Annotated in this window: 16 protein-coding genes; 5 read left to right on the plus strand and 11 right to left on the minus strand. The window is 67.1% G+C overall.

Going from position 1 to position 12,846, the window contains the following annotated elements:
* A partial coding sequence (locus CVH10_RS25655; protein ID WP_181244431.1) for a hypothetical protein occupies positions 1-274 on the minus strand: 274 nt, incomplete at its 3' end.
* Positions 275-319: 45 nt separating this feature from the next.
* Here CVH10_RS25655 and CVH10_RS16460 point away from each other — a divergent pair.
* A complete protein-coding gene (locus CVH10_RS16460; RefSeq protein ID WP_106489282.1) occupies positions 320-913 on the plus strand; it encodes a hypothetical protein in 594 nt (197 codons plus the stop codon).
* Between the two features lie 96 nt (positions 914-1,009).
* On the opposite strand, the gene CVH10_RS16465 is transcribed toward CVH10_RS16460, so the two are convergent.
* From CVH10_RS16465 to argF, 5 genes are all read right to left on the minus strand, one after another.
* Positions 1,010-1,471: a thioesterase family protein gene (locus CVH10_RS16465; RefSeq protein WP_106489283.1), complete on the minus strand. Its 462-nt coding sequence runs from the start codon at positions 1,469-1,471 to the stop codon at positions 1,010-1,012.
* Positions 1,471-2,427: an L-carnitine dehydrogenase gene (locus CVH10_RS16470; protein WP_106489284.1), complete on the minus strand. Its 957-nt coding sequence runs from the start codon at positions 2,425-2,427 to the stop codon at positions 1,471-1,473. The genes CVH10_RS16465 and CVH10_RS16470 overlap by 1 nt, the downstream gene beginning before the upstream one ends.
* Entirely contained in the window at positions 2,424-3,332 is a 909-nt protein-coding gene (locus CVH10_RS16475) for a 3-keto-5-aminohexanoate cleavage protein (RefSeq protein WP_106489285.1), read from the minus strand. The genes CVH10_RS16470 and CVH10_RS16475 overlap by 4 nt, the downstream gene beginning before the upstream one ends.
* Before the next feature lie 118 nt (positions 3,333-3,450).
* Positions 3,451-3,753 carry a hypothetical protein gene (locus CVH10_RS16480; RefSeq protein ID WP_035598189.1) on the minus strand — a complete coding sequence of 101 codons (303 nt, stop codon included), beginning with the start codon at positions 3,751-3,753 and terminating at the stop codon, positions 3,451-3,453.
* Between the two features lie 228 nt (positions 3,754-3,981).
* Positions 3,982-4,902 carry an ornithine carbamoyltransferase gene (gene argF / locus CVH10_RS16485; RefSeq protein WP_106489286.1) on the minus strand — a complete coding sequence of 307 codons (921 nt, stop codon included), beginning with the start codon at positions 4,900-4,902 and terminating at the stop codon, positions 3,982-3,984.
* Between the two features lie 155 nt (positions 4,903-5,057).
* Here argF and CVH10_RS16490 point away from each other — a divergent pair, with 155 nt between their 5' ends.
* Complete coding sequence (locus CVH10_RS16490) at positions 5,058-5,399, plus strand: Grx4 family monothiol glutaredoxin (protein WP_016855581.1); 342 nt, start codon at positions 5,058-5,060, stop codon at positions 5,397-5,399.
* A gap of 164 nt (positions 5,400-5,563) precedes the next feature.
* Here CVH10_RS16490 and rnt read toward each other — a convergent pair whose 3' ends face one another.
* Complete coding sequence (gene rnt / locus CVH10_RS16495; protein WP_035598185.1) at positions 5,564-6,229, minus strand: ribonuclease T; 666 nt, start codon at positions 6,227-6,229, stop codon at positions 5,564-5,566.
* Between the two features lie 148 nt (positions 6,230-6,377).
* On the opposite strand from rnt, the gene CVH10_RS16500 reads away from it, so the two are divergent.
* The 3 genes from CVH10_RS16500 (at position 6,378) to CVH10_RS16510 (ending at position 9,240) form a co-directional block, all read left to right on the plus strand.
* Complete coding sequence (locus tag CVH10_RS16500; protein ID WP_016855579.1) at positions 6,378-7,598, plus strand: argininosuccinate synthase; 1,221 nt, start codon at positions 6,378-6,380, stop codon at positions 7,596-7,598.
* A 50-nt stretch (positions 7,599-7,648) separates the two neighbouring features.
* Positions 7,649-7,951: an HlyU family transcriptional regulator gene (locus tag CVH10_RS16505; RefSeq protein WP_106489287.1), complete on the plus strand. Its 303-nt coding sequence runs from the start codon at positions 7,649-7,651 to the stop codon at positions 7,949-7,951.
* 164 nt (positions 7,952-8,115) lie between these two features.
* Positions 8,116-9,240, plus strand: a complete 1,125-nt coding sequence (locus CVH10_RS16510; protein ID WP_106489299.1) for a DUF294 nucleotidyltransferase-like domain-containing protein — start codon at positions 8,116-8,118, stop codon at positions 9,238-9,240.
* A 26-nt stretch (positions 9,241-9,266) separates the two neighbouring features.
* Here CVH10_RS16510 and phnE (CVH10_RS16515) read toward each other — a convergent pair whose 3' ends face one another.
* The 4 genes from phnE (CVH10_RS16515) to phnD all read right to left on the minus strand — a co-directional run bounded on the left by phnE (CVH10_RS16515) (position 9,267) and on the right by phnD (position 12,789).
* A complete protein-coding gene (gene phnE, locus CVH10_RS16515) occupies positions 9,267-10,100 on the minus strand; it encodes a phosphonate ABC transporter, permease protein PhnE (protein WP_106489288.1) in 834 nt (277 codons plus the stop codon).
* Complete coding sequence (phnE, locus tag CVH10_RS16520) at positions 10,097-10,924, minus strand: phosphonate ABC transporter, permease protein PhnE (protein WP_106489289.1); 828 nt, start codon at positions 10,922-10,924, stop codon at positions 10,097-10,099. Before phnE (CVH10_RS16520) ends, phnE (CVH10_RS16515) begins: the two co-directional genes overlap by 4 nt.
* Positions 10,921-11,745: a phosphonate ABC transporter ATP-binding protein gene (gene phnC / locus CVH10_RS16525; protein WP_035598167.1), complete on the minus strand. Its 825-nt coding sequence runs from the start codon at positions 11,743-11,745 to the stop codon at positions 10,921-10,923. Before phnC ends, phnE (CVH10_RS16520) begins: the two co-directional genes overlap by 4 nt.
* Before the next feature lie 78 nt (positions 11,746-11,823).
* The gene (phnD, locus tag CVH10_RS16530; RefSeq protein WP_081945872.1) at positions 11,824-12,789 is read right to left on the minus strand and encodes a phosphate/phosphite/phosphonate ABC transporter substrate-binding protein; all 966 of its coding nucleotides are present in this window, start codon (positions 12,787-12,789) and stop codon (positions 11,824-11,826) included.
* Positions 12,790-12,846: the final 57 nt, after the last annotated feature.

The raw sequence follows: 12,846 nt of genomic DNA on the forward strand, positions 1-12,846 counted from the left end.
CGGCGGTGAAGGCGGCGAGGGTGGTGAAGCCGGCCATCATGGCGGTGAAGGCGGTGAAGGCGGTGAAGGCGGTGAAGGCGGTGAAGGCGGTGAAGGCGGTGAAGCCGGTGCCGCGGCCGATCCCTACGCCGTCTTCGCTTACCTGAACGCTTCCGCCGGCGGCGAAGGCGGCGAAGGCGGCGAAGGTGGTGAAGGCGGTGAAGGCGGTGAAGGCGGTGAAGGCGGTGAAGGCGGTGAAGGCGGTGAAGGCGGTGAAGGTGGCGAAGCCGGCCATGCCATCGACGTCACCAATCCCGGCGTCTACGCCACCAACCTGGCCATGATGAAGGGCCACCTCACCGTGGCCCGCGAGCTCTACCAGGAAGGCGAGTCGACCGCCGCCCAGCCGCACTTCGGCCATCCCATCCATGAGCATTACGACGCGCTGGAGCCTGCCTTCGAGGCGCGCGGCGTGGAAGACGTCGAGCCCGCGCTGCAGGCGCTGATCGACGAGACCCGCGAGGGCGGCGAATGGGGCGGTCACGCCGAGGCCTATGAGGCGGCATTCGATGCCATCGATGGTGCCCTGCAGACGGTCGACGCCGAGCTGCGAGACGACGTGACCTTCCAGAGTCGCGTGCAGCTGGCCCTGCTGCGCCAGGCGATGCACGAGTACGAGGAAGCCATCGACGATGGCGAGTTCGTCAACGTCGTGGAATATCAGGACAGCTTCGGCTTCGTGCAGACCGCCAAGGCCCTGCTGGAGCAGCACGCCGAGCTTTACGACGATGAGACCCGCGAGACGCTGCTGGCGGCCTACGACGAGACCCTTGCCGCCTGGCCGTCCGCCGTGGCCCCTGCATCGCCGGTGATGACGCCGGGCGAGCTGTCCGCCAGCCTGTTCAAGCTGGAGGCCACGCTCGGCCAGTACTGAACCGCGCCCGACCGGGCGCATGCCCTGAGATGAGAGGCCCGATCCGGCATCGCCGGATCGGGCCTCTTGGCGTCTGGACGCGTGGAAACGCCGGGCTCAGCGCCGGGCGGGAAGGCCGATGCGGCGTCCGGCGGCGTCCGGCCAGGCATCCGCGGCGGCCATCGGTAGTTTATCGATCGCCGTGTCGACGGATTCGGGGAAGGGCGCCGGGCGCCCGGCCTCACTGTCGATGCCCATCAGCATCTGCTCGCTGGTGGCCAGCAGGGTGCCCTCGGAATCGCGCATCTCGAAGAAGACGTGAAGCCGTTTGGCGTCGCGGTCGAGCACGGTCACGTCCACCGCCAGCGGCTGACCTTCATGGGCCTCGCGGCGATAGCAGAGATGGGTCTCCAGGGTATAGACGGTGTAGCCGTGGCGCCGACGGCCGGTCACATCCAGGCCGATGGCATCCATCAGCGCCTCCACGCCCAGCGAGAACACCCGGGCGTATTCGGCGTCGTTCATATGACCGTTGTAGTCGACCCATTCCGCGGCGACGCGGGTCTCGAGCAGCGCCATCAGATGCGTCCTTCCAGGCCTTCGGCCTCGGGCCAGTACTTCTGCACCAGGTCGAGCAGCTCGACCAGGAAGTCGTCGCGGCGACGGTCGAGCTCGGCGACCGGGCGCTCGGCGGCCTGGAACTCGCAGCCCTCGACGACCTTGTCGATCAGCTCGTCGGTGAGTTCCGGGGCCTCGAGCTTGGTCCAGGGCAGTTTCAGCGCCGGGCCGAACTGCTCGAGCATGTGACGCATGCCCTGTTCGCCGCCGGCCAGATGGAAGGTCAGGAAGGTGCCCATCAGCGACCAGCGCAGGCCACAGCCGTAGACCACGGCGGCATCCACTTCCTCGGTGGTGGCCACGCCGTCGTTGACCAGGTGCAGGGCCTCGCGCCACAGCGCCTCCATCAGTCGGTCGGCGATATGCCCTTCGATCTCACGACGCACCACCAGCGGCCGCATGGCCAGCGCCTGGTAGAGCGCCTGGGCCTGCTCGATCTGGCGGGGCTCGGTGGCTTCGCCGCCGACCAGCTCCACCAGCGGCAGCAGATAGACCGGGTTGAAGGGATGGGCGACGATCACCCGGCCCGGCACCCAGGTGCAGTCACGCTGCAGGTCGCTGGGCTTGAAGCCGGAGGTGGAGGAGCCGATGATCGCGCCGGGCGCCGCCGCGGCGTCGATGGCGGCGAGGATCTCGCGCTTGAGTTCGAGGCGCTCCGGCACGTTTTCCTGGATGAGATCGGCGCCGGCGACGGCCTCCTCGAGGCTGTCGACGAAGGTCAGTCGCGTGGGGGCGGCACCCTCGGCCAGGCCGAGCTTCTCGAGCGACGGCCAGGCATTGTCGACGAAGGCGCGGGTGCGTTCGGCGGCGTCCGGGGCCGGGTCGAAGGCGACCACGTCCCAGCCCTGTGCCAGCGCACGGGCGATCCAGCCGTTGCCGATGACGCCGGTACCGATGACGGTCAGTTGGCGGCTCATGCGTCACCTCCCACAATCTGACCGGTCTTGGGGTCGCGCAGCTTGAGGTGCGCGCGGGTCTCGGCCGGGGTCATGATGCGTCCGCCGAGGTTCTCGACGATGGTGCCCGCCTTCTCGACCAGCTGGGCGTTGGTCGCCTTCACGCCCTTGCTCAGATAGAGGTTGTCCTCCAGGCCGACGCGGGCGTGGCCGCCGAGCAGCATCGCCTGGGCGACCATGGGCATCTGCTGGCGGCCGATGCCGAAGGCCGCCCAGTTGGCGTTTTCCGGCAGCTTGTTGCGCATCGCCAGCATGGTCTCGGGATCGGCCTCGGCGCCCCAGGGGATGCCCAGGCACAGCTGGAACAGCGGATCGCCGTCGAGCAGGCCTTCCTGCTGCAGCTGGCGGGCGAACCAGACGTGGCCCAGGTCGAAGCACTCGAGCTCCGGCTTCACGCCGGCGGCCTGGACCAGGCGGGCGTGCTCGCGCAGCCAGTCGGCGGTGTTGACGTAGACCATGTCGCCGAAGTTGAGGCTGCCGCAGTCCAGGGTGCACAGCTCGGGGAGCAACTCGCCGACCGGCGCGTGACGCTCGGCCGGGGTCTGGATGTCGGTGCCGGGGCCGCCACGGGTCGGGTCTTCGGCGTCGGGAATCCAGTCGCCGCCGCCGCCGGCGGTGATGTTCATGACGATATCGGTGTCCGCCTCGCGGACCCGGTCCATCACCTCGCGGAAGTGCTCGGTGGAGTGGCTGATGCCGCCGGTCTCGGGGTCGCGAACGTGGATGTGGGCGACGCTGGCGCCGGCCTTGGCGGCGGCGATGCAGTCGTCGGCGATCTGCTGGGGCGTCACCGGGACGTTGGGATTCTTGCCGGCGGTGTCACCGGCGCCGGTGATGGCACAGGTGAGGATGACATTGCGGTTCATGGGGACCTCCTTGCGTGAACTGCAGGGAGTGTCCGTCATGGCGTCGAGCGCGAGTTGACGCAAGGCGACGTCGAGTTGACGCGAGTCGCCAGAGTGGCGAAAGGGAAAGTCGCCGAGATCAGGCGATATCGGCGGCGCCCTCGCCAAACATCTCGAACAACAGCTCGCGGCCCAGGTCGGTGAGCACGAAGCGACGCTGGGCGTTGAAGGTGGCGGCCTCGCTGCGCTCGAGGGTGCGCTGATGGCTCGGCCAGTCGTGCTCGGCGTCGGCGAGGGCGCTCAGGGCCTGGCGGTCGAGGCCACGATGGGGGCTGGAGACGGTTTCCAGGACGTGGCCTTGGCGATAGAGCAGTTCGGCCATGTTGCAGAGGCACTGGCGGAGGCTGCGCTGGGCGATATTGCCGGCGGAGAGGGTGGTCATGAGGGACGGCCTGTCTCGCGGTGTCATATGTTGCGGCGCATTATACCGGCGGGAAGGGATTAGACCAAGGTCTAAGGTGAAGGGCGGGCGTCGGTCCCCGTTTCGGCTTGCCGTCGTTGCCCATGGCGAGAGCCCGGTGTTGCCAGGGGCACGAAATTGACGGAACCGCAGAAACAGCGACGCCCCGGCGTTGCCGAGGCGTCGTGAGGGCAGCGAGGGAGACGTCGATCAGTTCTCGACGCGACCCAGCATCAGGAACTCGATCAGCGCCTTCTGGGCGTGCAGGCGATTGCCCGCCTCCTGCCAGACCACGGCGCGCGGGTCCTCGAGCAGGGTCTCGCTGATTTCCTCGCCGCGGTGGGCCGGCAGGCAGTGCAGGAACAGCACGTCGTCGGCGGCGCGGTCGAGCATCGCCTCGCTGACCTGGAAGCCGGCGAAGTCGGCCTCGCGCTTGGCCTGCTCTTCTTCCTGACCCATGGAGGCCCAGACGTCGGTGGTCACCAGGTCGGCACCTTCCACGGCGGCCATCGGGTCGCGTTGGATGGTCACCCGGTCACCGGCGGCATCGAGGATGTCCTGACGCGGCTCGTAGCCTTCGGGGCAGACCACGCGCAGGTTGAACTCGAACTGGCGGGCGGCGTTGATCCAGGAGTGGCACATGTTGTTGCCGTCGCCGATCCATACCGCCGTGCGGCCGCGCACACTGCCGCGCAGCTCGGTCCAGGTCATGACGTCGGCCAGCAGCTGGCAGGGATGGTAATCATCGGTCAGCGCGTTGATCACCGGCACGTCGCTGGCGCCGGCGAACTCCTCGAGGCCTTCATGGGAGAAGGTCCGGATCATCACCGCGTCGACCATCTCCGAAAGGACGCGGGCGGTGTCGCCGATCGGTTCGCCGCGGCCCAGCTGGGTGTCGCGGGGCGACAGGAACAGGGCGTGGCCGCCGAACTGGGCCATGGCGGTCTCGAACGACACCCGCGTGCGCGTCGACGACTTCTCGAAGATCATCGCCAGGGTGCGATTGGCGAACGGGGTGTAGGTCGGGCCGTGGGTCTTCAGGCCGTTCTTGATCGTGATGCCGCGCTGAATCAGGTAGCGCAGCTCTTCCGGACTCAGGTCGAGCAGGGTCAGGAAATGGCGGGTGGCCATGGCGTCACTCCACGGGAAAAAACGACCATCCTAGCCAGCCGGCGGGGGATGCGCAACGCGGCTGGCATCCGTACAATGGCGGCATCGAAGGCCCACCTGCGCGCTCGGGTATTGTCCTTGGCGCGGCGGCCACCACCGATCCAGAGGGAATGCAGATGAGTACCACCGTCGAGAACATCCAGCGCCAGATCAGCGAAAACCCGATCCTGATCTACATGAAGGGCACCCCCCAGCTGCCGCAGTGCGGCTTCTCCGCCCAGACCGTCCAGGCCCTGATGGCCTGTGGCGAGCGCTTCGCCTTCGTCAACGTGCTGGACAATCCGGACATCCGCGCCGAGCTGCCCAAGGTCGCCAACTGGCCGACCTTCCCGCAGCTGTGGGTCGAGGGTGAGCTGGTCGGCGGCTGCGACATCGTCGTCGAGATGTACCAGAACGGCGAGCTCGAGCCGCTGATCAAGGAGACCGCCGCCAAGCATCAGGACGACGCCGAGCAGTAAGCGCCGAGCTACAAGCGCCGAGCTACAAGAAACCCCCGAAGGTGCTCAGCCTTCGGGGGTTTCTTTTGCTTCGGGCAATTTTCATGCTGCTGATTTGCAGCTTGCAGCTTGCAGCTTGCAGCTTGCAGCTTGCAGCTTGCAGCTTGCAGCTTGCAGCTTGCAGCTTACGGCTCTTCGATGCCCTGCTCGCGCTGGGCCAGCTGCCAGCCGCCCAGGTCCTTGTAGCGATTGACCATGGCACAGAACAGTTCGGCGGTGCGTTCGGTGTCGTAGCGCGCCGAGTGGGCTTCGCTGTTGTCGAACTCGATACCGGCGGCGCGGCAGGCGCGGGCCAGCACGGTCTGGCCGTAGACCAGGCCGGCCAGCGAGGCGGTGTCGAAGCTCGAGAAGGGGTGGAAGGGATTGCGCTTGATCCCGCAGCGTTCCACCGCGGCGTTCAGGAAGCCGTGATCGAAGGCGGCGTTGTGCCCCACCAGTACGGCGCGGGTGCAGCCGCTGGCCTTGATCGCCTTGCGTACCGGCCGGAAGATCTCGCCCAGCGCCTCGGCCTCGCTGACTGCGACTTGCTGGCGCAGCGGGTCGTCGAGGCGGATGCCGGTGAAGTCCAGGGCGGACTGCTCGACGTTGGCCCCCTCGAAGGGATTGACGTGATAGGCATAGGTGGCGTCGGGCATCAGGTTGCCCTCGGGGTCCATGGTCAGGGTCACGGCGGCGATCTCCAGGATCGCGTCGCCTTGGGCATTGAAGCCGCCGGTTTCCAGGTCCACCACCACGGGCAGGAAACTGCGGAAGCGTTGTGCCATGAGTTCGCGGGCGGCCACCTCGCTCATGCACCTCTCCTTGACTTGGGGTCGGGTTGTCTCGAAACGCGGGAGTCTAGCAGTTTCACCGCGATGCGTCCCGCCGCGCCGGTATTCGCGCCAGGCTGGTCGCGCTATAATCGGCCCTTTACACCGAACAGCTAAAAGGAGCCTCAGCATGTCCGATGTCAAGAAGGTCGTGCTTGCCTATTCCGGCGGCCTGGACACGTCCGTCATCGTCAAGTGGTTGCAGGAAACCTACGACTGCGAAGTGGTGACCTTCACCGCCGACATCGGTCAGGGCGAGGAAGTCGAGCCGGCTCGTGCCAAGGCCGAGGCACTGGGCGTCAAGGAAATCTACATCGAGGACCTGCGCGAGGAGTTTGCCCGCGACTACGTCTACCCGATGTTCCGCGCCAACACCATCTACGAGGGCGAGTACCTGCTCGGTACCTCCATCGCGCGCCCGCTGATCGCCAAGCGCCTGATCGAGATCGCCAACCAGACCGGCGCCGACGCCATCTCCCACGGTGCCACCGGCAAGGGCAACGACCAGGTGCGCTTCGAGCTCGGCGCCTATGCGCTGAAGCCGGGCGTCAAGGTGATCGCCCCGTGGCGCGAGTGGGACCTCAACTCCCGTGAGAAGCTGATGGCCTACTGCCAGCAGCACGACATCCCGGTCGACTTCACCAGCCAGAAGAAGAAGTCGCCGTACTCCATGGATGCCAACCTGCTCCACATCTCCTACGAGGGCGGCAACCTCGAGGACCCCTGGACCGAGGCCGAGGAAGACATGTGGCGCTGGAGCGTCTCCCCGGAGGCGGCCCCGGACACCCCGACCTACGTCGAGCTGACCTATGAGAACGGCGACATCGTGGCCATCGACGGCGAGCCGATGCGTCCCCACGAGGTCATCTCCAAGCTCAACCAGCTGGGCGGCGACAACGGCATCGGCCGTCTCGACATCGTCGAGAACCGCTACGTGGGCATGAAGTCCCGCGGCTGCTACGAGACCCCGGGGGGCACCATCATGCTGCGCGCCCACCGTGCCATCGAGTCGCTGACCCTGGACCGCGAGGAAGCCCACCTCAAGGACCAGCTGATGCCGAAGTACGCCGAGGTGATCTACAACGGCTACTGGTGGAGCCCGGAGCGTCGTGCCCTGCAGGCCGCCATCGACGAGACCCAGAAGAACGTCTCCGGCGTGGTGCGCATGAAGCTCTACAAGGGCAACGCCACCGTGGCAGGCCGCAAGTCCGACGCCTCGCTGTTCGATGAGTCTATCGCCACCTTCGAGGACGACGCCGGCGCCTACGACCAGAAGGATGCCGAAGGCTTCATCAAGCTCAACGCGCTGCGTCTGCGCATTGCGGCGGGTAAGGGTCGTCAGCAGGACTGATCCAGAAGGCGCCGACGATCGGGTCGGCGCTCTTGATCCAGGAGGCTTCGATGCTGAAGAAACTGCTATCCGGTCTGTTCGGCCAGGGAGAGACGACGCCCGCCGCCGCGCCAGAGGGCGAGCCGGTGTCCTATCAGGGCTACCTGATCGTGCCCCAGTGTGAGGAGATGGGCGGCCAGTATCGCGTCAGCGGCTGGATCCGCAAGCCCTGCGGCGAGGACGAGGAGGTGCTCGAGCATCGCTTCGAGCGCTCCGACGTGGTGCCCGGTCGCGAGGCCTGTGAGGCGCTGATGGTCAGCAAGGCCGAGCGGATGATCGACGAGTTGGGCGACGCCCTGTTCGACGATCGCTGACCCGATCTCCGATTCTGCCAGAGGCTTCCGAGCGACGGCGTCCCCAGGGGCGCCGTCTTTTTTATGGTCGGCAATGAGGGCAGGGCACCGCATGACTGCTCCTGGTCAACCGGCAAGGACGAGGCGCCTGCTACGCTGGAGGCAGTCTTCTTTTGGGCATGTCGATGCACCTGCTCCACCGAACCTCGACCTGGCGCTCGCTGTTCGCCGACGACATCGTGCCCGATGCCGGGCGGCTGCCGGCGCTGCTCGCGCCGCTGGGCGAGGCCACCGAACGGCTGGGGCCGACGCCGAGCCTGGCCGAGGCGCATGCCTGGCAGCGCGATCTGGTGGCGGCGCTGGTGCGCCTCGACCTGCCGGCCTGGCGGATCAGTCAGCTGATCAGCGACCACAACGATGCGCTCTATCGCCGCGCCATCGAGGCGTCACTCGTCGCCATGCAGGAGCAGGGCTGGGGGGCGCCGCCGGTGGCGTTCTGCGTGCTGACCCTGGGCTCGTCGGCGCGCCACGAGAGCCTGCTGGCCCCGGACCAGGACAATGCCATGGTCATCGCCGACTATCCGGACGCCCGTCATACCGAGATCGACGGCTACTTCCAGGCGCTGGGCGAGCGCTTCACCGCCGCTCTCGACGCCGCCGGCATCCCGCTGTGCCCGGGGCACGTCATGGCGCGTTGGCCGATGTGGCGCAAGCGCCTCTCGGCGTGGCAGGCCCAGCTGGCCATCTGGACCGCCGAGCGGCGGGTCAAGCGCGTGCAGCAGGCCAATATCCTGCTCGATGCGTCACCGGTCTACGGGGAGGCGGCCCTGGCGACCGGACTGGTCGATGGCGTGATGCGTCACGTGCCCGAGGCCGGATTGTTCCTCGACGAGATGGCGGCGCTGTTGAACGAGTGCCCGGTGGCGCTCGATCGCTTCGGACGACTGGCCGGCGGGGGCGAGGGGGCGCCGGCCGCGTCGGCTCTGGACCTCAAGCACCGTGGACTGCTGCCGCTGGTCGGCGCCGTGCGCCTGCTGAGCGTGCGTCATCGCGTGCGGGCGATGGCCACCCGCGAACGCCTGGCCGCGCTGGTGATGGCGGGAGGGCTTGAGGCGGCGCTCGCCGCCGAGCTGAGGCGAGCGCTGGAGCGTTTGCAGGCGCTGTTGCTGTCGGCCCAGCGTGATGCCCTGCGTCAGGGCCGCATCGCCGATGGCTGGATCGACCTCGATGCGCTCGGCGAGGACCAGCGTCTGCTGCTGCGCCATGACCTGGCCCTCATTCGGCGGCTGGTGAAGCGGGCACAGGCGTGACGACTTCCTGCGTCACGCCATGACGCTCAGATCAGCGCTCGGCGAACTCGGGCCGAGAGGGCTTCGCTGACCACCACCGTGGCGAGGATCACGATCAGGATGGTGGCGACCTGGGACCAGGCCAGGGTGTCGATGGAGGACTGCAGCTTCATGCCGATGCCGCCGGCACCGACCAGGCCCAGGATGGTGCTCTCGCGGATGTTGATGTCCCAGCGGAACATCGCGATGCCCCAGAAGGCCGGCAGCACCTGGGGCAGGATGCCGTAGTGGATGACCTGGGCGCGTCCGGCGCCGGTGGCCGTCACCGCCTCGACCTGTCGGCCATCGGTCTCTTCGATGGCTTCATACAGCAGCTTGCCGACGAAACCGATGGAGCGCAGGGCGATGGCCACGATACCGGCCAGCAGGCCCGGGCCGATGATCGCCACCAGCAGCAGTGCCCAGATCAGCGAATTGATCGAACGTGAACTCACGATGATGAACAGCGCCACGGGACGCACCAGCAGCGTCGAGGGGGTGGTGTTGCCGGCAGCGAGGAAGGCCACCGGAATCGCCAGGATGATGCCGCCCAGCGTGCCCAGCGTGGCGATGTTGAGGGTGTCCCATAGCGGCAGCAGCAGCTCGGGCAGGTAGGTCGGGTCGGGCGGGAACATGCGGCTGCCGATATCGACCGCCTGATCGGGGGCATCGGCGACGAAGACCCACAGGGTGTTGGCGTTCATCACCTGCCAGCACCAGACGAACAGGGCCACCAGGGCCACCCAGCCGGCCCATAGCGCCAGCCTGGCGCGCGGTGTGCGAAAGCACCAGACCTGCGAGTAGTGGGCGGGTTCGCCCGGGCGAGAATCGAGGGCACTCATTGCAGCGTCTTCCTGAGGTAGCTGGAGCCATATTCCGCGAACATGACGATGGCGATGACGATCAGCAGGATGGCGCCGGCGCTGTCGTACTCGTAGCGGTCAATGGCCGTGTTGAGGGTGGCACCGATGCCTCCGGCGCCCACGATGCCGATCACCGCGCTTTCCCGGAAGTTGATGTCCAGCCGGTAGAGCGACAGGCCGATCAGCCGCGGCATGACCTGGGGCTGGATGGCATAGTGGATCAGCTGCAGGCCGCTGGCCCCGGTGGCGCGGATGGCTTCGATCTGGCTGGCGCTGGCCTCCTCGATGTCGTCGGCGAGCAGTTTGGCCACGAAGCCGATGGAGGCGAAGGCGAGGGTGAGGAAGCCGGCGAAGGGCCCGAAGCCGAACATGGCGACCAGGAAGATGGCGATGATGATTTCCTGCAGCGACCGGCTGATGGCCACGATCGAGCGGCACACCATGTAGACGGGGCGCGGCGACAGGTTGCGTGCCGCCCCGATCCCGATGGGTATCGATACCAGCACGCCCACCACGGTGGCGGTCAGGGTCATGGTCAGGCTCTCGATCAGCCCCTGACGGATGTCGTGCCAACGGCTGGTGAAGTCCGGCTGCAGGAAGCCCTGAACGAAGTGCGCGCCGCGTGACAGGCCCTCCATCAGACGGGCGCCGTCGACCTCCAGCGAGCCGAGTGCGAGGATCATATAGGCCAGTGCCAGCAGTGGTATGGCCAGTCGCCAGCGGCGCGTGGTGATGAGCTGCGGTGGTCGCCGCCAGCGGCGCGGGTAGGGATGGGATGAACTGGAGCCAGGGGACGAGGTCATGATGCCGACCTCGCGGGCATCATCCGGGGCGTTGCCGCGTCGTCGCCATCGACGGCGTCCGCGTCCGATTCCGCGCCGCTCCAGTCCTCGGCGCCGTAGATCCGAGTGAGGGTCATGTCGTCGAGGCGGTCGGGCGCATCGTCGAAGACGACCTGACCGGCCTTCAGCCCGATCAGGCGATCGAGATAGCGTTGCGCCAGCGGGACATCGTGGATGTTCACGATGGCCGGCAGCCCGCGCTCGGCGCAGACCTCGGTGATCAATCGCATGATCTGGCGGCTGGTCTTGGGATCGAGGCTGGCGGTGGGTTCGTCCACCAGCAGCAGCTCGGGGTCCTGGGCCAGTGCCCGGGCGATGCCCACGCGCTGGCGCTGGCCGCCCGAGAGGGCATCGGCTCGCTTGTCGGCATGCGCCAACAGCCCCACCCGGTCCAGCAGTCGGTAGGCGTTCTCGATGTCCTGGCCCGGAAAGCGTCGGGTGAAGCTGCGCCAGAAGGGCACATAGCCGAGGCGTCCGGACAGCACGTTCTCCATCACGGTCAGTCTCTCGACCAGGGCATATTCCTGGAAGATCATGCCGATGCGGCGCCGGGCCCGGCGAAGTTCACGGCCGCGCAGTGGGACCAGGTCGGTCTCGCCCAGGCGCACGGTGCCGGCCGAGGGCTCCACCAGGCGGTTGATGCAGCGGATGAGGGTCGACTTGCCGGCCCCGGAGGGGCCGATCAGCCCCACCACCTGGCCCTGCGGAATCTGAAAGGTCACCTCACGGAGCGCGGTGTCGCCGGATGCATAGGTCTTGGTGAGTCGGTCGATGGTAAGCAATGGATAGGGTCTCGTTCGATTTTCCTCGACCGGTCGGGCGCGAGCGACGTTCCGCCCACGCCCGGCCGGTCACGAGGCTCATTGGCAGGCGTATTCCACGCCATTGGCCTCGTCGATCTGGCGAATGACCGCCCAATGTTCCTGGAAGGTGATGGGAATGAACTGCTCTTCGCCGTTGCGGCCGAACTCCTCCTCGAGGGCGCTGCCTTCCCAGTCGAAGCTGAAGAAGGCCTCCTGAATCGCTTCCTGCAGCTCGGGCGCCAGGTCGTGGGCGGTGCCATAGCTGGTGGTGGGGAAGGTGTCCGACTGGTAGATGACCTCGATCTGGTCGGCGTCGATCACTCCGCGATCGATCATGCGGTTCTTGACCGAGTTGGCCACGGTGGCGACGGCGTAGTCCCGGTTGGCCACGCCCAGCACCGAGTTGTCGTGCTTGCCGGAGAAGTCGACGTCGTAGTCCTCGCCGGAGACCATGCCGAACTCCGAGGCCATCAGCGCGGTGGGCGCCTTGAAGCCTGAGTTGGACGTCTCCGACGTGTGGGTGAGGGTGTTGCCGCGGATGTCCTCCACCTCGTCGATGCCGGAGCCCGGGTGGGTGATGATCTCCATCTCGTAGCCGAAGCTGCCGTCCTCGGCGGCCATCATGGCGAAGGGGCGATAGCCGGCACAGGCGACGGCCAGCGGGTTGGAGCCGGTGTTGAAACCGGCCACGTGGAGGCGGCCGGCACGCATGGCCTCGATCTGGGCGGAATTGGACTGCACCGGGAAGAACTGCACTTTCTTGCCGGTGACGTCCTCCATGTGCTCGAGGAAGCCATCCCACACCTCGGCATACACGGCGGGGTCCTCGACCGGTGTATAGGCGAAGACCAGCGTATCGGGATCGCGCCACTGGGAGGCGTCCTCGGGAATGTCGGCCACCAGGTCGCCATCGGCATCGTGGAAGCGATCACTGAGGGAGAATTCTGCCTGAGCCTGTGACATGCCGGCGGCGAGGGTGGCGGCGACGCCGCCGACGAGCAAAGAGCGAGACATGAGCTGCATGGGAATCACCTGTGTGAGGAGAGACGTGAGTCAGGACACAGGGTGTAACGTTGTTGT

The organism is Halomonas sp. ND22Bw, assembly GCF_003011945.1.
In the GTDB taxonomy this organism is placed as follows: domain Bacteria; phylum Pseudomonadota; class Gammaproteobacteria; order Pseudomonadales; family Halomonadaceae; genus Halomonas; species Halomonas halophila.

What these genes read in the sequence shown, in the direction of transcription:
- rnt (WP_035598185.1), bottom strand. Translation starts at nt 6,229, where the DNA reads ATGAGCGAGGTGGCCGCCCGCGAACTCATGGCACAACGCTTCCGCAGT.
- CVH10_RS16510 (WP_106489299.1), top strand. Translation starts at nt 8,116, where the DNA reads ATGCACCTGCTCCACCGAACCTCGACCTGGCGCTCGCTGTTCGCCGAC.
- CVH10_RS16475 (WP_106489285.1), bottom strand. Translation starts at nt 3,332, where the DNA reads ATGAACCGCAATGTCATCCTCACCTGTGCCATCACCGGCGCCGGTGAC.
- CVH10_RS16490 (WP_016855581.1), top strand. Translation starts at nt 5,058, where the DNA reads ATGAGTACCACCGTCGAGAACATCCAGCGCCAGATCAGCGAAAACCCG.
- CVH10_RS16460 (WP_106489282.1), top strand. Translation starts at nt 320, where the DNA reads ATGATGAAGGGCCACCTCACCGTGGCCCGCGAGCTCTACCAGGAAGGC.
- CVH10_RS16465 (WP_106489283.1), bottom strand. Translation starts at nt 1,471, where the DNA reads ATGGCGCTGCTCGAGACCCGCGTCGCCGCGGAATGGGTCGACTACAAC.
- phnD (WP_081945872.1), bottom strand. Translation starts at nt 12,789, where the DNA reads ATGCAGCTCATGTCTCGCTCTTTGCTCGTCGGCGGCGTCGCCGCCACC.
- CVH10_RS16500 (WP_016855579.1), top strand. Translation starts at nt 6,378, where the DNA reads ATGTCCGATGTCAAGAAGGTCGTGCTTGCCTATTCCGGCGGCCTGGAC.
- CVH10_RS16505 (WP_106489287.1), top strand. Translation starts at nt 7,649, where the DNA reads ATGCTGAAGAAACTGCTATCCGGTCTGTTCGGCCAGGGAGAGACGACG.
- argF (WP_106489286.1), bottom strand. Translation starts at nt 4,902, where the DNA reads ATGGCCACCCGCCATTTCCTGACCCTGCTCGACCTGAGTCCGGAAGAG.
- phnE (WP_106489289.1), bottom strand. Translation starts at nt 10,924, where the DNA reads ATGACCTCGTCCCCTGGCTCCAGTTCATCCCATCCCTACCCGCGCCGC.
- phnE (WP_106489288.1), bottom strand. Translation starts at nt 10,100, where the DNA reads ATGAGTGCCCTCGATTCTCGCCCGGGCGAACCCGCCCACTACTCGCAG.
- CVH10_RS16480 (WP_035598189.1), bottom strand. Translation starts at nt 3,753, where the DNA reads ATGACCACCCTCTCCGCCGGCAATATCGCCCAGCGCAGCCTCCGCCAG.
- CVH10_RS16470 (WP_106489284.1), bottom strand. Translation starts at nt 2,427, where the DNA reads ATGAGCCGCCAACTGACCGTCATCGGTACCGGCGTCATCGGCAACGGC.